Origin of the sequence: Streptomyces hiroshimensis, assembly GCF_014650335.1 — a bacterium.
In the GTDB taxonomy this organism is placed as follows: domain Bacteria; phylum Actinomycetota; class Actinomycetes; order Streptomycetales; family Streptomycetaceae; genus Streptomyces; species Streptomyces hiroshimensis.
The window spans coordinates 125,110-143,740 of record NZ_BMUT01000013.1 but is presented as its reverse complement, the minus strand read 5'-3'; the positions used below and the strand labels follow the sequence as shown (position 1 = coordinate 143,740).

Genomic DNA, 18,631 nt, shown 5'->3' with positions numbered 1-18,631 from the left:
GCTGTCCGGTCATAGCAGGATTTGCCCTGCCGCATACAGGTAGGATCCGCCCTTGCGCTGCACGTCTGCTCAGAACGGGGCGGCTGCTCCCGACGGGGCGGCGCTGCTGCGTGACGAACGGGACGGGGAACAGGAACGATGGCTGAAGAGCCACTCATAGCGGCGGTACGGAGCGGGGACGCCGAGACGGTGCGGGAACTGCTCGCGGCGGGCGCCGACCCCGATGCCGTCGACGGGGACGGCACGCCGGCGCTGTGCCTGGCGGTGGACGCCTTCGACCTGGCGGTGGCCGATGAGCTGGCGTACCGCGCCCGGCTGGACCGCGTCGGCCCCGACGGCCGTACGCCCCTGCTGCGAGCGATCGACCGGGGCGCGTCCCTGATCGCGAACATGCTCATCAACCGCGGGGCACAGCTCTGCCACCAGGACGCCGAAGGGCGGGACGCCCTGGCTCTGGCCCGGTACTGGCACGAGACGGGCACAGAAGCCGAGCTGCGCCGCCGTACCGGGGCGCGGGGGCCGGTGGAGCGCCGGCGTGTCCGGGACGACGTGTACCTGGAGACGTACCAGGAGCTGTCGCTGGGCGGCCTGACGGTCCGCGACACCCACACCGCGATCCTCACCGAGCTGGAGCCCGGCCTCGGCATCACCCAGCCGTTCGGCCGGCTGCTGAGCCGTGCCCTGGCCGAGCCGGACGTCGACCACCCGGTGTGGAACGCGACGATGTTCGCCCTCCAGAAGCGCCGCGACCCGGCCGTCTGGAACGCGGCGGGCGCCCTGCGGCACCGTGCGGACCCGCGGGAGCGGTACTTCGGCGCCACACTGCTCCACCTGGTCATCCTCTTCGACGAGAGCGAGGACGACTCCTTCGACGAGCCGGTCGTCGATCTCCTGCTGCCCTGGGTGGAGCAGGAGGAGGACCTGCTGGTGATGCGGGCCCTGGCCGCCGGACTGGCCGCCGCCTTCGACCCCCGGGCCGAGCGGCCGCTGCCCGCGCTCACCCGCCACCCCGACAGCGAGGTCCGGCGGCGGGCGCTCTCCGGCCTGGCCCGGCAGGTCTCCCAGGGAGACCCCGGGGCGCTGGCCGCCGTCACGGCGTGCACCCGGGACGCGGACCCCAGGGTGCGCGAGGGCGCTTGCAGAGCCCTCGGCGACGCCCCCGCGGGTTCCCCCGCCCCCGCCCCTGCCCCTGCCCCTGCGGACGCCCTCGCCGCGTGCCTGGACGACGAGGACGAGGGCGTACGGATCACGGCGGCGGTCCGGCTGGCCATGCGCGACGATCCACGCGGCGACGAGGTGCTGCGCGCCTGCGACACCATCGGCAAGGACTCGCCGTACTACTGGGATCTCCACGACGTGTGGTCTCGCCGTCAGAGGCTGAACGCCGCCGGCTGAAGCGCTCGTCCGCGCCGATGAGGGTGCAGCCGGTCGCCCGGCCTCCTCTCGGGCCCTCGGTGCCCGCCTCCCGGGCCGCCCCGCGCCGGTTTGTATTCTCGGGCAGGCGATCTCATCGACCTCATTGACCTCATCGACAGGCAGCCGAGCCGACAGGCGGCCGTGAGAGGAAACACCATGACCACCGAGCTGAGCCTGAGCCCCGACGCCCTGACCGGGCTCCTCGAGCAGGCCCGCCAGGACTACCGTGACCTCGCAGGACGCGGGCTCGCGCTCGACCTCACCCGGGGCAAGCCGGCACCCGAGCAGCTCGACCTCTCCGAGGACCTGCTGAGCCTGCCCGGCGGGCGCTACAACTCGGCCGACGGCACGGACGTGCGCAACTACGGCGGCCTGCAGGGGCTGCCCGAGCTCCGGGAGATCTTCGCGGAGGCCCTCCAGGTGCCGGCCGCCCAGCTCCTCGCCGCCGGCAACTCCAGCCTCGGGCTGATGCACGACTGCCTGGTGCACGCGCTGCTGAGCGTGCTGCCGGGCGCCGAGTCGCGCTGGGTGGAGCAGGAGCGGATCGCGTTCCTGTGCCCGGTCCCCGGCTACGACCGGCACTTCGCCCTCTGCGAGCGCTTCGGCATCGACATGATCCCGGTGCCGATGACCCCCGAGGGCCCGGACATGGACGTCGTGGAGCGGCTCGTCGCCGAGGACCCGGCGGTCAAGGGCATCTGGTGCGTACCGAAGTACAGCAACCCCGACGGCGCCTGCTACAGCGACGCCACCGTGGCGCGGCTCGCCTCCATGACCACCGCCGCACCCGACTTCCGGATCTTCTGGGACAACGCCTACGCCGTCCACCACCTCACCGACGAGCCCGTCGGGATCGCCGACCTGCTCGCCGCCTGCGCGGAGGCCGGGAACCCGGACCGGACGTTCGTGTTCGGCTCCACCTCGAAGATCACCGCGGCGGGCGCGGGCGTCGCCTTCTTCGGCTCGTCGCCCGCGAACGTGCAGTGGCTGCTCGGCAACAACGCCATGCGGTCGATCGGCCCCGACAAGGTCAACCAGCTGCGCCACGTGATGTTCCTGCGGGACGCCGAGGGACTGCAGGCCCACATGGAGCGCCAGCGCGCCCTGCTGCAGCCCAAGTTCGAGGCCGTGGCGCGGATCCTGGACGCCGAACTCGGGGCGACCGGGCTCGCGACCTGGACCTCGCCCAAGGGCGGCTACTTCGTCACCCTGCAGGTGCCGGACGGCTGCGCCAAGGAGGTCGTACGCCGTGCCGCCGAGGCGGGCATCGTGCTCACCCCGGCCGGCGCCACGCACCCCTACGGCGACGACCCGCGCGACGCGGTCATCCGGATCGCGCCCAGCTACCCCGGGCTCGCGGAACTGGAGCAGGCGATCGCCGGCCTCACGGTCTGCGTCCGGCTCGTGGGATACGAGCAGCAGGCCCGCTAGCCCGCACCGCCCGAACCTTGACGCCCGGCCCCTCCCGGTGCCGGGCATCGGCGGGCGCGGGCGTCGCCGTGCCGCTCCCCTCGGTCCGGTAGGAGCAGCAGCCTGGCCGCGACGGCGTGGAACGCTGCGCGCCAGGTGGTGCGTACGTGGTGCAGCACCCTTGCGCCGGACGGTCGGCATGTAGTCCGCTGAGGCTCATGAGGCAGAGAAGCGTTGCGATGCTGATTGCCGTCACGGCTGTGGGGTCCCTTCTGGCAGGCACACCGGTTCCAGGTGCCCTGGCCGCCGAAAGCGGCGCCGGCAGCTCGCCGTCGCCGGCCGGTGCCCGCCCACCCGGGCCGGCGGGGGTCGATCTCGAGACGGTGACGATCCCGGAGTTGCAGGCCCGCATGGCGGACGGATCGCTGACTTCGTCGGCTCTCACCGCCGCCTACCTGCAGCGGATCGAGACCGTCGACCCCAAGATCAACGCGGTGCTGCGCACCGACCCGACAGCCCTGCGCCAGGCGGCCGCCAGTGACATCAGGCACCGGCACGGCCGCGCCCGCGGCCCGCTCGACGGCATTCCCGTCCTGCTCAAGGACAACGTGAACACCCGCGGCATGCCGACGACGGCCGGGTCGCTGGCGCTGGCCGGGAGTCCGCCGGACACCGACGCGGCCCTGGTGACGCGACTGCGGGACGCGGGGGCGGTGATCCTCGGCAAGACCAACCTGTCCGAGTGGGCGAACTTCCGCGCGGCCAAGCCGACATCAGGGTGGTCGGCGGTGGGCGGGCAGACCGGCAACCCGTACGTACTGGACCGGAATCCGTGCGGTTCGTCCTCCGGTTCGGCTGCCGCGCTCGCCGCGTCGTTGTCGCAGGTGGCGATCGGCACCGAGACGGACGGCTCCATCGTGTGCCCGGCCGGGATGAACGGGGTGGTCGGCCACAAGCCCAGCCTCGGGCTGGTCAGCCAGGCCGGTGTGGTGCCGATCTCCGCCGAACAGGACACCGCGGGTCCCATGGCGCGCAACGTGACCGATGCGGCGCTCACCCTTGCGGTGCTCCGCGGCGACGGTAGCTCGCAGCCCGGGGTCGCTGGAGCCACTCGCGCCTCAGGCGCCTCCGGCAGCCTGCCGGAGGAGTCGGCGCGCCCCGGCACGCTGCGCGGCAAGCGGATCGGCCTGTGGCGACTGCCCTCGCTCGGGCCGGAAGTGGACGCCTTGATGACCCGTACGGCGGAGAAGCTCCGTAGCGCGGGAGCCGAGGTCGTCCAGGTGACGCCCCCGTATCAGGAGCGGCTCGCCCAACTCGAGTACCCGGCGCTGCTGAGCGAGTTCCACCGGGACATCGACGCCTACCTCGCCACGCGCAAGGGACCCCGCAACCTCGCCGAGCTGATCGAGTTCAACCGCGCCCACCCCGCGGAGCGCACCTGCTTCGCCGGTCAGGAACTCTTCGAGCAGGCCCTCGCCGCGCCTGCCACCACCGACCCGGGATACCGGGTCATGCGTGCCGAACTCAAGGACCTTTCCCGGCGTTCCCTGGACGAGACCATGGCCGCCCACCGGCTGGACGCCATCGCCGCGCCGACGAACCCGCCCGCCTGGACGACCGACTGCGCACGGGGCGACAACGATGTGATCCCGTCCTCCACGCCCGCGGCCGTGGCCGGTTACCCGTCGTTGTCGGTACCCGCAGGCTTCGTGAACGAGCTCCCCGTCGGCCTGCTCCTGACGGCCGGTGACCGCCAGGACGCAAAGCTGCTGTCGCTGGGGGCCGCGGTGGAGCACCGTCTGGAGGCCTGGCGAGCCCCGCGCTACTTGCCGACCGTGGGTCCCGGCACCTCCCGCTGAGGACGACTCCGCCGAGCCGGCCACGGCAACCTGACCATCGTCACCGCACGCGCGGATATCACCGCCCTCGCCGTGGCCCGGCACCCGGTACGCAAGGCGCGAGGACCGGCCTTTACGATCCCCTGTGGGGCGTGGAGGCGACGTTCTCGCATGAGCGACGAAGGTCATAGGCGCGAGCGGAACCTCCGGAAGTCTTCGCCCCTCCACATGGGCGGAAACAAGATGGTCATGTCCTTCGGGGCAACAGCGGGAATGTCCGGAGTGACGTGATGACGCAAGCGAACAGCGGGATCTATCAAGCGCAGGGGTACGTCCGCGCGCGCCGCGCCAAGCGATGGACCATTGTGGTGGTGTCCCTGGCCGTGGTCGGGCTGATAACCGCCGGCGTGCTCAATTACCTCAAAATCGGTCCGTTCTCCGACAAGGGGGAGTCGGTCAGCTTCGGCCAAGGCCCGGCCGCCGGCGGCAGTGGCGGCGGCGGTCAGGCCGGTGGCGCGAACGGCGCGCAGCAGCCGGACTCCAAGATCCTCATGCCGACCGGACCCGCCGCCGACTTCAAGAACTCCGAAACCCTCGGTGACGGCACGCACATCGCCGTCACCACACTGGAGGGCAAGAAGTCCGGCTTCACGGGCAAGGTGTGGGTCTGGGCGCCCAAGGAGTACAAGGACCCGAAGTTCAAGGACCACGGTTTCCCGGTCCTGATCGCCCTGCCCGGCGGCCCCGGTTTCCCGGACAACTACTGGATGGGTACCAACCTCAAACTCCAGTCGTCCATCTCCAAGTGGTACGCCCAGGGCAAGAGCAAGCCGTTCCTCCTGGCCATGCCGGTCCTCAATCCCAAGAACAACGGTACGTACTGGGACGGAAGCGACATTCCGGGTCAGCCGAAGATGGGCACCTGGCTGACCGAGGACGTCCCCGACCTGATGAAGGCCAATTTCCGTACGATCAAGTCGCGTGACGGCTGGGCGTTCATGGGCTCCTCCTCCGGCGGCTTCGCCGGAATGAAGGCCGTGCTGAAGCACCCGGACCAGTTCAAGGCCGCGATCGCCTCCGGCCCGGACTTCTTCCCCGACTCCCCGCTGTGGAAGGGCCACACCAAGGAGCGGGACGAGAACGACCCCAAGCTGCTGGCCAAGGACCTGATCGCCCGTAAGGGCCCCGACGTCTACATCGCTTTCCAGTACGGCACCCGGGAGGACCCCATCACCATCAACGGGGTGAAGAACTTCGTGAAGGAGTACGGGCACGGCCCGGTGCACACCTCGGTCAAGGAGATACCGGGCGGCAAGCACGACGCCTACACGTACGTCCCGAGCATGGGAGAGGGCCCGATCCAGTTCATCAGCGAGCAGCTCTCGGACCCCGTTCCGGCGTCCTGAGCGGGGCGGCCGAGGCCGAGGCGTCCGCTCAGTCGCCGAGGGCGAGGCGGACGCCGAAGCCGGCGATGACCGTGCCGCTGATCCGGTCCAGGATCCGCCGCGCCGAGGGCCGCCGCAGGGTGGTGCGGAGCGCCCGGGCGAATGCGATCAGCACGCCCGACCAGAGCGTGGCGAGCACGATGTGCACGCCGGCCAGCAGGGTTCCGGAGACCGGGTGCGAGGCGTCGGCCGGGATGAACTGCGGCAGCACGGCCACGTAGAAGGCGCCCATCTTGGGGTTGAGCAGGTTGGTCACCGTGCCACGGCGCCAGCCGCCCCGGAAGCTGTCGCCGGTGTCCGGCGTCTCCGGGGCGTCGGCCGGGGCATCGGTGGTGTCGGGGCCGGGGTCCGCGCCGGCCGGCCGGCGCAGGGCCGGTATCAGGATCCGGCCTCCCATCCACACCAGATAGGCGGCTCCTGCCCAGCGGAGTATCGCGTAGGCGAGGTGGGAGGCGGTCAGCACGGCGGTGATGCCGAGCGAGCTGAGCACCCCCCAGGCGAGGGTTCCCGTCTGGATGCCGAGGACCACGCCCCAGACGCGCCTGCGGTGCCCCAGGGCGGCGGTACGCAGGATGAGGGCGGTGTCGAGGCCGGGTGTGAGGGTGAGGAGCCCGACGATCAGCGCGAAGGACCCCAGTGCGGAGAAGGTGATCATGGGTGATCACTGTAGCGCCGGAGCCGATAACTCCTTATTTTTTGCCCGAAATCGGGCAGAAATCTCTTGCACTGCTCGGCCGGCCGGATGGACGGCTTCCGGGGAGGGAATTCCGCGCCTTCGGTTGACCTTGCCCCTGGGGGCAAGGTTTAGCGTTCTGCGAGGTGAGGGGCATGCGTATCAGTGAGCTGGCCCGTCGCGCGGGGGTGACGACCAAAGCGGTGCGCTACTACGAATCGCTGGGGCTGATCACTCCCGGGCGGCTGGCCAACGGCTATCGGGACTACGACGAGAACGACGTACGACTCGCGCGGGAGATCCGGGCACTCAGGAGGCTGGGGATCCCGGCGGAGCGTACTCGGCCGTTCCTGGACTGCCTTCAGTCCGGCCGTCGGCACGCCGACGACTGCCCGGCCTCGCTGGCCGGATACCGGGAGGCCGTCGACGAGCTCACGGAGCGGATCGGGGAACTCACCGCCCGGCGGGCGGCGCTGATCTCGCAGCTGCAGGAGGCCGCTCACCGCAACAGCAGCGTCTCACCGGCCCACGAAGGAGAGGACTTCATGAACGACTACTTGAGCCTGCCCGCCGACCTGCCCGCCCCCGAGGACGACGGCGCGGCCGGCCACCTGCCCGGCATGAAGGCGCCCTCCTTGGAGCTTTCCGGCACGGCAGGCGGGACGATCCGCCTCGACGCGCTCGCTGCGGGCCGGACGGTGATCTACGTCTACCCGCTCACCGGCCGCCCCGGCACCGACCTCCCCGAAGGCTGGGACTCGATCCCCGGGGCACGCGGCTGCACCCCCGAATCGTGCGGCTTCCGCGACCACTACCAGGACCTGCTCGCTGCCGGTGCCGCCGACGTGTTCGGCTTGTCCGGCCAGGACACCGGATATCAGCGCGAGGTCGTCGAGCGGCTCCGGCTGCCGTTCCAGATGCTCTCCGACCCCGCCTTGGACCTGGTCGGCATGCTCGGCCTGCCCACGTTCGAGGCCGGCGGGCTGACGCTGTACAAGAGGCTGACGCTGATCATCCTCGACGGCGTGATCGAGCACGTCTTCTACCCGGTCTTCCCGCCGAGCGAGCACGCCGATCAGGTCCTGACCTGGCTGCGGGACAACCCGCTGTAGGCGTACGGGGCCGAGACCCCGCCCCCGCCCGGCTCCTGCCCTTTCCGGCCGGGACAGCGCGCTCAGCCGGCGGCAGCGCCGAACCACTTCGGCAGCTGGGCGAGCAGGTCCTGCTGGTCTTCACCGGCCCACGCCACATGCCCGTCCGGCCGCAGGAGTACGGCGGGCACGTCCAGTTCCTCGGTGACGTCGACGACGTGGTCGACCCGGTCCGCCCAGCCCTCGACCGAGAGCCGTCCGGTCTGGTCGAGCAGGAGCCCGCGGCCGCCGTGCATGAGGTCGTAGAGGCGACCCCGCTTGAGCCCCACGTCCCGCATCCGCCGGCCGAGCAGTTCGTGGCCCTCGCCGAAGTCGTAGCGGACCCCGACCGCGGTGATCATCTCGGTCACGTACCGGTTCACGACCTCGAACTCCAGCAGCTCGGAGAACAGCTCCTTCAACGCCGTCGCACCCGCGTCGGTCCCCAGCAGCACGCCCTGCGCGCGGGTGTTGGTCAGTACGCGGGTGCCCACCGGGTGCCGTTCGGCGTGGTAGCTGTCCAGGAGGCCCTCCGGAGCCCAGCCGTTCACCTCTGCGGCCAGCTTCCAGCCGAGGTTGAACGCGTCCTGCACGCCCAGGTTGAGCCCCTGTCCGCCGATCGGCGGGTGGATGTGCGCCGCGTCACCGGCCAGCAGCACCCGGCCGACCCGGTAGCGCTCGGCCTGCCGGGTGGCGTCGCCGAACCGGGACAGCCAGCGCGGCGAGCGCGCGCCGAAGTCGGTGCCCGCCATCTCCCGCAGCCGCTGCTTGAACTCCTCGAGGGTCGGCGCCGCGCGGTCCTCGGCCACCTCGGCGGCGGGCACGATGACGCGGTACGTCCCGTTCCCGTTGGGGACGACGCCGAACCGTACATGGGTCTTGCTGATCTCGGCCGTCACGGCGGCCACCGTCTCCGGGTCCTCGGTCAGCTCCATGTCGCCGAGCATCGTCTCGACCTTGGCGGGCTCACCGGGGAAGCCGACACCGAGCAGCTTGCGCACCGTACTGCGGCCGCCGTCGCACCCGACGAGGTAGCGCGAGCGCAACGTCGTACCGTCGGCCAGCTCGACGCTCACCCCGTCACTGTCCTGGCTCAGCCCGACCACCTCGCAGCCGCGCCGGATCTCGGCGCCGAGTTCGAGCGCACGCTCATTCAGCACGCGCTCGGTGACCGGCTGAGGCATGGCGAGGCCGTATGGGTGGGCGGTTTCCAGCTGCTCCGGCCACGGCGTGGGGAAGGCGGCGAAGGGGCCGCCGACGGAGAACGGCTGGCTGACCGCGCGGAAGCGCTCCAGCAGGCCGCGCTGGGCCATCACCTCGACGCTGCGCACGTGCAGACCGCGCCCGCGGGACTCCGGGGTCGGCTCGGCCAGCTTCTCCAGCACGACCGTTCGCACCCCGGCAAGTCGCAGCTCGGCGGCCAGCATCAACCCGGTCGGTCCGCCACCGGCGACTATCACGTCGATCATCAAAAAATCTCATTTCACAGTTCTGGCTTCGACGGTGATTGTGCGTCATGGCCAGGGCCTTGCCGCAAGGCCCCCTGTGCGCTATAAATTAAAAGTGGCAAGGAGCGGTGCGCTCCTTGCCTTTGTCTTTTACCGGACACGACAGCCGAACCGATCCGGGATGAGCCGATCCGTTCGGGAGCCGGTCGCTTCTAAGGGGCCGCCGGGGACGGGGTGCGGCGGGGACGCGCCACGAGTTCGCCGCCGCAGTTGGGGCAGATGTCCTGCATGGCGTCGCTGCAGGGCACGCAGAACGTGCACTCGTGCGAGCAGATGCGGGCGGGGGAGTCCTGCGCCAGTGCCGCGCTCTCACACCGCTCGCACCGGTCGCGCATTTCCAAAGCCATGGCTCTCCTCGTGGGATCGGGCATCCGCCGCCTGGTCGTCGCCGGCACCGGATGGTTTCGGATACCCATCCTCGGCACCGGGATCTTGGCCTGAAAGCATCGGCAGGGCCAGCTTTGCGCAAGATCCGGCCAGTGCCGGCGCTCCCCCTCTGCCGACGGGCGTCAGGCGTCCTTGACCTTGGGCGCAGCCTGCTGCACGACCTCGAAGGACCACAGGGTCGACCCGGACGCGGCCGGCTTCTGCTTGGGGGCCCCGTCACCGCCACCCTGATGCGCGGCCTTCATCGGGCCCTCCATCCACGCCTGGAAGTCCTCCTCGCTGCGCCAGCGGGTGTAGACCAGGTAGGTGTCCGTCCCCTCCACGGGACGAAGGAGTTCGAACCACTCGAAGCCGTCGGAGCTCTCGACGGACCCGGCACGGGCCGCGAAACGCTGCTCCAGGACCTCCCGCTGCTCGGCCGGGACGTTCAGCACATTGATCTTCACAACACTCATGGGGCCATCTTGCCGCACCCCCGGACGGGAACCGCCCAGGGGAGTGCCGGTGGCGCCGGGCGCCTTGTCACACCTGCCCGCGAGGACGTCAAGAGCATCTTCGGCCTCCTGCTCCCCGGTGTGATCTTCGACATGGGCTGAACCGCACCGTTCGGGGCAGGTGAGGGGCGATTGACAGAGCATCAGCAGGCCCGGCGATGGCCGGGCCGTCTCGTTGTTTGGAGGAGATGGAATGGCAAAGGCCCCCTTCGGCGCCTTGTTCGGCGCGCTCGCGGGGCTCGGTACCGCACTGGGTTGTCTCGCGGTCGAGTTGCGCGCTGACGGCTACGAGCAGTACGTCGAGTCCGTGTCCGTCGCCGCAGGCGCGATCTACTTCGCCGCGATCATGATCGTGGTGACGTGGGACCGTGACCGTCGGCTGAACTCGGACTGAGAGACCCGGCGCAACCCGCCGACAGGCAGGTGAAAGCGCTCTCTGTGCCCTCTGCCCTGCGTCTACGTCTACGTCTACATCTGCGTCGTCTTCGTCTTCGCAGGACAGGGGGCTTCGCCTGCATGAGATCCGAAAGACGTCACCATCGGCCCGGTGGCCGGTAGACGTCGATCGCCCGGGCCGCGGGGTCGTAGACCAGGCCGTAGCCGTCGTTGACCAGCGAAGGCGAGACGGGACCGAGGTCCGTGCGGAGGTCGCTTCCCGTACGGGCGTCGAGGGTCATGGCTTGATCGGCTCGGGCGTAGACCACCCCGTGCCACGCCGAGGTGATCTCGGGAGCGGTACGGCCGGCCGGTTCATCGGGCAGGCGCCACAGGACGCGTGCGGTGTGCACGTCCACGGCCCATACGGCCGCGTGGCCAGAGTCATCGGCTCCGGCGCAGACCGTCGTGTTCCAGCCGTCGTAGTGGCACCCGTCCAGGGAGGTCTCACCCGAGTCCAGGCGGGTTGCGCCGGTTGCGGGGTCGATCAGCAGGGTGCCGCCCGCCTCGACGCCGTCGGCCCAGGTCAGTCCGGGGCCGGGGTCCGCCGCCCGGGCCTCGCCGAGCCGGAGGTCCCGCTTCCATAGCTGAGTGTCCGCAGAGGTGGACTTGCCTGCGAAGTCGCCGTCGCCGCGCACCCCGACAGCCACCGCCTGCTCCAGGTCCACCCCTTTGAAGTCGGTGTCCGTCCAGACGACTTGGCCTGTTCGCGTGTCGAGCAGGGCGGACAGGGGCGGAGTCTGCGCGTAGCCCTCCTCGTACGAGGCGACGAGGACATGCCGGGCATCGGCGCCGACCACATGCGGCGCGGCCTCGGCGGCGGTGACCTTGTCGCCGGCGACCTCGCGCGTCCACAAGTTCTTGCCGGTGCGGGCGTCCAAGGCGACGACGGTGATGCCGCGCCGGCCGGCGTAAGTCCCCTTGCCTTGTTCCGCGGTGGCGAAGGCGCCGATCACCTTGTCACCGACCGCACGCGGAGCCTGTGCCACGGTGACGCCGTTCGGTACGGCCGTGTGCCAGGCGACCTCACCGGAGTCGAGCCGGAAGGCGGTGACGCCTACCTCGTCCTGGTCGTAGGCATAGGCGAGGCCCCTGCCCAGCGACACCACGTCGGAGGGATCGCCCTCGTCGGCCGGGGAAGGCCAGGCGCCTTGCAACCTGCTGGCGGGGCCCGCCGGGAAGGACTCGGCCGGGGACCTCCCCGGCTCCGTCACCCGGAGGCCATCGGGCTGCCCACCGCCGCTGCCGCACGCGGCCACGGTGCACAAGAAGCCGACGACAGCCGAGGCGGTAAGCAGGCGACGCCCTACGGGCTCACGCCGGTTCGCGGAATCCATGGAACTCATGGACACCAGAGGGTGGCAGAAGAAGGATCCCTGGCGAAGCCGTCTCCGGAACTTTCCGGAACGCTGACTTACGATCGGCGCATGGCCACGCAATCCTCGGACTCACCCCTGTCCCTCTGGTCCCGGGACTCCGTGCTGTCGATCGGTTCGGTGGGCTCCGTGCTCTCGATCGGCTCGGTCGGATCCGTCCTGTCCGTCGGCTCGGTCGGAAGCGCTCTGTCGCTCGGCTCGATCGGTTCCGCGCTCTCGGCCGTATCGGCCGGCTCCTGGCTGAGCACCGGCTCGCTGCTGTCAGCCCAGTCGCGCTGGTCGGTGTTGTCCTGGCGGGGCAACCGGGGCTTCCTGGCAGCCGGGGCCGTGACGGCGGCGGTCGTCTGCGTGGCCCTGGCGAGCGAGCAACGACGCCGGGCCTCGTAGGCCGGCATGGACGGCGGCGCCCGCCGCCCGGCTTCCACGGTGCGGCAAGTCCCCGGGAGGGACATGCCCGGCTGCTATTCCGCCCGAGCCGTGGGGTGCTGCCGCTGCTGCTCGGCGGCCCGCTGTCCCTTGAACCCCGTGACCTTCTGCGGTGTCACCCGGACGATCAGCCGCAGCACCTCATCCGGCTCAGCCGGAGGGTTCTCGCCGAGGTACTTCTGTGAGAGCCTGCGCGGCAGCTCCTTGTCCGGGTCCTCGATGAGCTCGGCGGTACCCCGGATGTCCACGGAGAGGTAGGGGTTCTCGGTGTCGAACACCGTGAGGCTGATCCGCGGCTCCCGGGCGAGGTTCCGGGCCTTCAGACGGCCGGCCGTGGTGGAGAACACCACCGTGTCCCCGTCCCTCGCGATCCAGACCACCGAGGTCTGAGGCGCGCCGTCCCGGTTGATCGTGGCGACGGTGGCGAAGTTCTTCCCGTCGAGCAGCTTCTGTGTCTCTTCATTGAACTCCACGGCCACAGCCTCTCCTTGCCATGTCATCGGTCTCGTGATCACTGCACACGAAGAACACAGGCGGGAGCCGTTGTCTTCCCCTCAGCGGGTGATGTCTCTCCCGGCTGCCGTCCCGGCTGCCGTTCCTGCCGCCGTCCCGGCCGCATTCGACGTGCAGGTCAGCGGCCGTTTCCCTGTCTCCTGTCCGCAGAGGAAACCGGGAAACGGCTCGACTGCCTGCCCGCACCCGGCTGAACTACTGGTTGTCGGCCCCGGGCGGCGGACACGGTCGCCGGAGGTCCACGCAAGGCGGTAGGGGCGTGGCGCGGCCGGCAGCTGCGGCTGCTCTTCCGGCGTACCGAATCCCGGATACGGCCCGGCCCGGACGCGCTACGGGGGTGCGAGTCCGGGCCGGGCGGCCGCAGGCTCTGCGAATGACTGGCATGTGCGCTCCCGAGTGTTAACTCCTCCTCGAATCGGGGACCCGGAAAACAGGGGATTCGAGGAGGTTCGGAAGAGGCATGACGGATTCCGCACGAATCGACGTGCACCAGCATCTGATCCCGCCGGAGCAGAGCCGCGCGATCTCCGGCCGCGCTGCCGCCTTCGGCTGGCCCGCGCCGGCCTGGGACGTACGGAGTGCGATCGCGATGATGGACCGCCGGTCGATCGCCACCGGCGTACTGTCGTACGCCGCGCCGGTCGGGCCGCCGGACGACCCGGCGGGGGCCCGCGCCACGGCCCGGCGAGTCAACGACTACACCGCGGAACTGGTCAAGGACCGGCCCGACCGGTTCGGGCACTTCGCAGTCCTTCCCCTGCCCGACGTGGACGGCGCGCTCGCCGAGGCCGCGCACGCCCTGGACGAGCTGCATGCCGACGGGGTGATGGTGCTCTCCAACCTGCACGGCCGCTATCTCGGCGACCCGGTGTTCGAGCCGCTCTGGGCCGAGCTCGACGCGCGCGCCGCGATCGTCCTGATCCACCCCACCGCACCGCCGGGCACCATGCTCCCCGATCTGCCCGGCCCGCTCGTGGACTTCCCCTACGACACCACCCGCACCGCCCTGCACCTGGTCGTCAACGGGGTTCCGCGCCGGTACCCGCGGATCAGGATGATCCTGCCGCACGCCGGCGGATTCCTGCCGTACGCAGCCCACCGGTTCGCCTGCGCCGGACGGCTGCGTCCCGGCACCACCCCCGAGGACGTCCTGGCCGACCTGCGGCGCTTCTACTTCGACACCGCCTTCGCGGCCGGCCCGGCCACGCTGCCCTCGCTGCTGGCCTTCGCGGCGCCCGGGCACGTGCTGTACGGCAGCGACTTCCCCATGGTCCCGGAGGAGTGGGGCACCGGCTTCGACGCGGCGCTGGACGGCCATCCGCACTGGGACCCCGGGCAACTGCACGCCGTCAACCGCGGCAACGCCGAAGCCCTCCTTCCCCGGCTCGCCCGGGGCTGACCCCGGACGTGTCGGCAGACCCGCTCGGCAGTGAAGACGGCCTCGATCCCCTCCCCCCCCCGGCTGTCACTCACTCCGGACCCGCGGGCTCACGGTCATGCGGATGTCGTCGGCCGCCCAGAGCACGAACCGCTCGATCGGAGTCACCTCGTGCCCCGGTACGGGCCGGAACCGGAAGCGCTTGAGCAGGACGGCCAGCACCAGCTCGGCCTCGACCATGGCCAGGGCGGAGCCCTCGCAGCTGCGGGGGCCGACACCGAAGGGGATGTAGGCCAGCCGTGGCCGCTCGGCCGTCTCCTCCGGACTGAACCGCTCGGGCACGAACTTCTCGGGCTCGGGCCAGTAGGCGGGGTTCATGTGGACGGCCCGGATCGGATAGAAGACCGTCGTGCCGGCCGGGATTTCGTACTCGCCCAGCCCGCCCGGCCCGCCCAGGAAGAGGGTCTCGGTCGCCTCCCGCGCGCCGTACGGGCCGGGCGGGAAGAGCCGCATCGACTCCTTGAGGACCATGTCCAGGTGCGCAAGCCGCCGCAGGTCGGCGTACTCGGGCGCCGCACGGTCACCGAGGACGCGATCCAGCTCGCCGGCGACGCGTTCGGCGGCGTCAGGATGCCGGCCCAGCAGGTGCAGGGTCCACGAGACCGCCACCCCGGTCGTGTGGTGGGCGGCCAGCATCATCACCATGACGGTGTCGCGGATCCGTGCGGGGGACTCACCGGCCTTGACGAGCGCCCCGATCAGGTCGCTCCTGTCGGCGCGGTCACCGGAGCGATGTCCCGCGACGACTCGGTCGACCGTCACCCGCAGATAGGCGAGGGCTGCCCGAGCCCGCTCGGCACGTTCCTCCCGTGCGCCGGGAGCGGGAAGATCGTAGAGCTGCCCCAAGTGCTCGGTCAGCACGTCCTCGAAGGCGGCCACGACCCTGCCGGGGTCGGCGATCTCGCCCCCCAGCGCGTACTCGCAGATCATCCGCAGGGACAGTGCGGTGAGGTCCTTCTGCAACTCGACCGGCCCGACGTCCGCTTGCTCGGCCCAGCGGTCCGCGAGGGCTGTCGCCAGCGCGGTGAACTGTGCGAAGCGCCGTTCGTGGGAAGGGCGGCCGGCCAGCACCGACAGCAGCAGGCGCCGCCACGGGGCGTGCTCATCTGCCGGCATCACCTGCAGGTTGCCCGTCTCGAACAACGGCGCCAGGAACGCGAACAGCCGCTCCGGCCGCTTGTCGATGTGAGCCGTGGCCTCCAGCAGGACGGGGTCGGCGACGGACACGGCCGTCTTCGCCCCCGGAAGCTGGAACCGTACGACGGGCCCGTACGCGGCGTGCAGCTGCAACTGGTAGTTGTGCAGACCGCCGGCCGCCGCCACGGCGCCGGCGCCACCGTCCGCCCGGGGCTCGGGACCGGGGATGTCCACGGCAGCTCCTCCTCTCCTCCTCGTCCTTGCCGACTGCCCGATTCACAGGGCAACGGCAAGTCTCCTCCGCACGGGGACGGCAGTCACCAGGTACGCGTCCGGCCGAGCCCGGCTCTCTCCCCCCGTGGAAAATAGCGGGCGGCAGGCCGGCGTCACGGGCGAGGATGGGCGTATGCAGAAGATCCCTACACTCTTCGTCCGTGATCCCGACGACCGCCGTTACGTCCTTGCCGACGTGACGCCCGGCTGTGAGTGGGTGATCGCGGGTGAGGGGATACCGACTCGCAAGTACGACGGTACGTGCGTGATGCTCGACGCCGCCGGCGAGTGGTGGGCGCGGCGTGAGGTCAAGCCGCGTAAGACTCCTCCGCCCGGTTTTCTGGCGGTCGAGACGGACGAGGTGACGGGCAAGACCGTCGGCTGGGAGCCCGTCGCGCAGTCGTCGTTCGTGAAGTTCCACGCGGAGGCGCTGGCGAACTCGGCCGCGCAGGCCGCCGAAGCGCTTGCCCCGGGTACGTACGAGTTGGTCGGTCCGAAGGTGAACGGTAATCCGGAGCAGGTGGAGCAGCATGAGCTGATCGCTCACCGGGGCGCCGCGCAGTGCCGCATTCCGGAGCGTTCGTTCGCCGTGATCCGCGAGCACGTCCTGGCCTTCCGTGCCTCCGACGGCTGCGAGGGCGTCGTCTTCCACCACTCTGACGGCCGGATGGCGAAGATCAAGGCCCGCGACTTCCCCCAGGACGGCTGACAGCCGTAAGCCCGGCCGGGGGCGCGTACAGGTCGTGTGCCGAGAGCCGGGCCTGCGAGTCGACGGACAAATCGCGCGTCCTATGGCGGGTTGAGTACGTGACCCCCAAAGCGGCTCCGCGCTGGGGGAGTCGCTGTCTATGGTGTGGGGTGAAACAACGGAACGGCCGTGTAGGAGGACCTGCGATGAATGGCGGAGACCGGCAGTCGGGAGACGGACAGGTCGGCGGGCCCTACTCCAGCCCTGGCGATCCGGGCAATCCGATGCCGGAGCCGGACGACACCGACGCCGGCATCGACGACTAGCGCGCGACCACGCGATGGTGATCACCGCCGAGAGCCTGCGCGCCCGCTGCGCCCGGGACATGAGCCGGACACCGCGGGGGTTCGCGGGCCGCTCCTGGCTCCGCCGAGCCTTCCTGGAGGTTCCCCGGGAGGCTTTCGTGCCGGACCGGGTGTGGTGGCCCTCCCGTGCGGACGACGGCCGCTACCCCCTGATCGACAGGAACGAGAAACCGCGCGCCTGGCTCAAGGCGGTATACCTGCCCGGCGCCGCGCTCATCACGCAGATCGACGACGGAACCGTTCCCCCCAGCGGCCCCGCAGACGGCGCATTCACCTCCAGCATCTCCTCACCCGGCGTCGTGATCGAGCTGCTGCGCCACCTCGCTCCCGAGCCTGGCGAGCGCATCCTCGAGATCGGCACCGGCACCGGATACACCACGGCGCTCCTGGCCCACCGCGCCGGAGCCGGCGGCGTGGTGACGGTGGAGATCGACGCCCGCCTCGCCGCCCGTGCCCGGGGCCGCCTGCGGGCCGTCGGCATGAGTGCGCAGGTCATCACGGGTGACGGCGAACAAGGCCATGCCGACGGCCGGCTGTACGACCGCATCGTGTCCACCGCCTCGGTACGGGAGATTCCCCTCGCGTGGCTGCAGCAGCTCAGACCGGGCGGCATCCTGGTCGCGCCGCTGGACAGCCCGTTCGGCTACGACCTGCTGGTACGTCTCGTCGCCGACGGCCACGGCAACGCATCGGGCTGCGCCGTGGCACCGGTGGAGTTCATGCGGGTCCGCGGTCAGCGCGTACCACGCCCTCATGCAGACCTGGGCTGGCCCGGGGGGCTGGACCCCGCGCAATGGAGAGACCTCCGGGTGGAGGCGGGCCGGGAAGGGCAGCACATCACCCGGAGGCCGCCGGCCCGGACGGCCCAGGCGGCCCGTGCCGCCCGGGATCAAGCGAGGTGAGCTGCGTTCACGCCTTGCGCAGGCCGGCGCCGCCGTTGCGCTGTTTGAGCGGCTATTGTCCTTCACCAGCCATTCGGCCACCGGGCCGTCGTTGTCCGGCGCAATTCCAGGTGACGTCCGCGGGAACGTGCAGCGACGCCTTCACGTCCTCGCTGTCCAGGTAGGTGCGCAGCGCCCCCATGGACAGATCGGCCCAGCGCCGCACATCGTAGAGGTCGAAGTTCCCTCCGTAGGCGAGGGTCGTGGCGACCGCAGACGTACAGCGGGCATCGCGCATACTCCGGGTGCGCGCTGAAGAACTTCTGCAGGCCCTCCCGGAACATCGGGCCGCGGGACTTCTCGTCCTGGACGTAGTCCCCGACGTCGGAGTAGCTGTAGCCGGTGCCGAGGGGCTGGTCCCAGAAGATGACGTGCGCCTCCTGGTTCCAGGTGTCGGAGTTCACCGATATCGTCCCGGCGGCATCGTCGCCGATGGACTGTTCCCGGATGCTCCGTGCTGTCGATGTGCACGTGCCCGGCGTCGGAGCGGGCCTTCTTGGGGGCGCGTCGCGCGAGCCCCTTCTGCCGTATCTGCGCCATGAGGCGACCGGATAAACATACACAGCTACATACGGATGAATGTGTGCCGCTTTTGCTGTGCAGGTGCCGGCCGGCCCGTCATCCTGCTCATGGCCTGGTCGGGGTGGCGGAACGGTGACCGATGGTGGCGATGGGAGCGGTCGCGGCCGCGCACGGTCGGGCGGGGCGCCACACCCGGAGAACTCCGACATCGCGGAC

The 18,631-nt window shown here is 70.7% G+C and carries 18 protein-coding genes; 10 read left to right on the top strand and 8 right to left on the bottom strand.

Annotated features, from left to right (window positions below; genetic code table 11):
* Positions 1-138: 138 nt before the first annotated feature.
* The 4 genes from IE241_RS27125 to IE241_RS27110 all read left to right on the top strand — a co-directional run bounded on the left by IE241_RS27125 (position 139) and on the right by IE241_RS27110 (position 6,070).
* Positions 139-1,395 (top strand): ankyrin and HEAT repeat domain-containing protein, encoded by a 1,257-nt coding sequence (locus tag IE241_RS27125; RefSeq protein ID WP_190024465.1) that lies wholly within the window; start codon positions 139-141, stop codon positions 1,393-1,395.
* A gap of 177 nt (positions 1,396-1,572) precedes the next feature.
* On the top strand, positions 1,573-2,847 hold the full coding sequence (locus tag IE241_RS27120; protein WP_190024464.1) for an aspartate aminotransferase type Ic: 1,275 nt from the start codon (positions 1,573-1,575) through the stop codon (positions 2,845-2,847).
* Positions 2,848-3,044: 197 nt separating this feature from the next.
* On the top strand, positions 3,045-4,685 hold the full coding sequence (locus IE241_RS27115) for an amidase (RefSeq protein WP_190024463.1): 1,641 nt from the start codon (positions 3,045-3,047) through the stop codon (positions 4,683-4,685).
* 269 nt (positions 4,686-4,954) lie between these two features.
* On the top strand, positions 4,955-6,070 hold the full coding sequence (locus IE241_RS27110) for an alpha/beta hydrolase (RefSeq protein WP_190024462.1): 1,116 nt from the start codon (positions 4,955-4,957) through the stop codon (positions 6,068-6,070).
* A gap of 28 nt (positions 6,071-6,098) precedes the next feature.
* On the opposite strand, the gene IE241_RS27105 is transcribed toward IE241_RS27110, so the two are convergent.
* Positions 6,099-6,764, bottom strand: coding sequence for a LysE family translocator (locus tag IE241_RS27105; RefSeq protein WP_190024461.1), 666 nt, complete (start codon positions 6,762-6,764; stop codon positions 6,099-6,101).
* A 173-nt stretch (positions 6,765-6,937) separates the two neighbouring features.
* On the opposite strand from IE241_RS27105, the gene IE241_RS27100 reads away from it, so the two are divergent.
* Entirely contained in the window at positions 6,938-7,894 is a 957-nt protein-coding gene (locus tag IE241_RS27100; RefSeq protein WP_190024460.1) for a MerR family transcriptional regulator, read from the top strand.
* Between the two features lie 62 nt (positions 7,895-7,956).
* Here the strand turns inward: IE241_RS27100 and rox are convergent, their stop codons facing one another.
* The 3 genes from rox to IE241_RS27085 all read right to left on the bottom strand — a co-directional run bounded on the left by rox (position 7,957) and on the right by IE241_RS27085 (position 10,262).
* On the bottom strand, positions 7,957-9,381 hold the full coding sequence (gene rox, locus IE241_RS27095) for a rifampin monooxygenase (protein WP_190024459.1): 1,425 nt from the start codon (positions 9,379-9,381) through the stop codon (positions 7,957-7,959).
* Between the two features lie 191 nt (positions 9,382-9,572).
* A complete protein-coding gene (locus IE241_RS27090) occupies positions 9,573-9,767 on the bottom strand; it encodes a DUF1272 domain-containing protein (RefSeq protein ID WP_190024458.1) in 195 nt (64 codons plus the stop codon).
* A gap of 162 nt (positions 9,768-9,929) precedes the next feature.
* A complete protein-coding gene (locus IE241_RS27085) occupies positions 9,930-10,262 on the bottom strand; it encodes an antibiotic biosynthesis monooxygenase family protein (protein ID WP_190024457.1) in 333 nt (110 codons plus the stop codon).
* Between the two features lie 232 nt (positions 10,263-10,494).
* Here IE241_RS27085 and IE241_RS27080 point away from each other — a divergent pair, with 232 nt between their 5' ends.
* Positions 10,495-10,695, top strand: a complete 201-nt coding sequence (locus tag IE241_RS27080; protein ID WP_190024456.1) for an SCO3870 family protein — start codon at positions 10,495-10,497, stop codon at positions 10,693-10,695.
* Positions 10,696-10,834: 139 nt separating this feature from the next.
* On the opposite strand, the gene IE241_RS27075 is transcribed toward IE241_RS27080, so the two are convergent.
* The gene (locus IE241_RS27075) at positions 10,835-11,950 is read right to left on the bottom strand and encodes an outer membrane protein assembly factor BamB family protein (protein ID WP_190024455.1); all 1,116 of its coding nucleotides are present in this window, start codon (positions 11,948-11,950) and stop codon (positions 10,835-10,837) included.
* A gap of 213 nt (positions 11,951-12,163) precedes the next feature.
* Here IE241_RS27075 and IE241_RS27070 point away from each other — a divergent pair, with 213 nt between their 5' ends.
* Positions 12,164-12,499 carry a hypothetical protein gene (locus IE241_RS27070; RefSeq protein WP_190024454.1) on the top strand — a complete coding sequence of 112 codons (336 nt, stop codon included), beginning with the start codon at positions 12,164-12,166 and terminating at the stop codon, positions 12,497-12,499.
* Between the two features lie 74 nt (positions 12,500-12,573).
* Here IE241_RS27070 and IE241_RS27065 read toward each other — a convergent pair whose 3' ends face one another.
* A complete protein-coding gene (locus IE241_RS27065; protein WP_308433747.1) occupies positions 12,574-13,011 on the bottom strand; it encodes a PPOX class F420-dependent oxidoreductase in 438 nt (145 codons plus the stop codon).
* A 500-nt stretch (positions 13,012-13,511) separates the two neighbouring features.
* On the opposite strand from IE241_RS27065, the gene IE241_RS27060 reads away from it, so the two are divergent.
* Positions 13,512-14,450 (top strand): amidohydrolase family protein, encoded by a 939-nt coding sequence (locus IE241_RS27060; RefSeq protein WP_190024452.1) that lies wholly within the window; start codon positions 13,512-13,514, stop codon positions 14,448-14,450.
* 66 nt (positions 14,451-14,516) lie between these two features.
* On the opposite strand, the gene IE241_RS27055 is transcribed toward IE241_RS27060, so the two are convergent.
* Positions 14,517-15,860: a cytochrome P450 gene (locus IE241_RS27055; RefSeq protein ID WP_190024451.1), complete on the bottom strand. Its 1,344-nt coding sequence runs from the start codon at positions 15,858-15,860 to the stop codon at positions 14,517-14,519.
* A 172-nt stretch (positions 15,861-16,032) separates the two neighbouring features.
* Between IE241_RS27055 and IE241_RS27050 the strand changes: the two genes are divergently transcribed.
* Positions 16,033-16,608, top strand: coding sequence for a hypothetical protein (locus tag IE241_RS27050; RefSeq protein WP_190024450.1), 576 nt, complete (start codon positions 16,033-16,035; stop codon positions 16,606-16,608).
* Positions 16,609-16,927: 319 nt separating this feature from the next.
* Positions 16,928-17,854, top strand: coding sequence for a methyltransferase domain-containing protein (locus IE241_RS27045; protein WP_190024449.1), 927 nt, complete (start codon positions 16,928-16,930; stop codon positions 17,852-17,854).
* 62 nt (positions 17,855-17,916) lie between these two features.
* Here the strand turns inward: IE241_RS27045 and IE241_RS35030 are convergent, their stop codons facing one another.
* The gene (locus IE241_RS35030) at positions 17,917-18,624 is read right to left on the bottom strand and encodes a S10 family serine carboxypeptidase-like protein (RefSeq protein ID WP_373300772.1); all 708 of its coding nucleotides are present in this window, start codon (positions 18,622-18,624) and stop codon (positions 17,917-17,919) included.
* Positions 18,625-18,631: the final 7 nt, after the last annotated feature.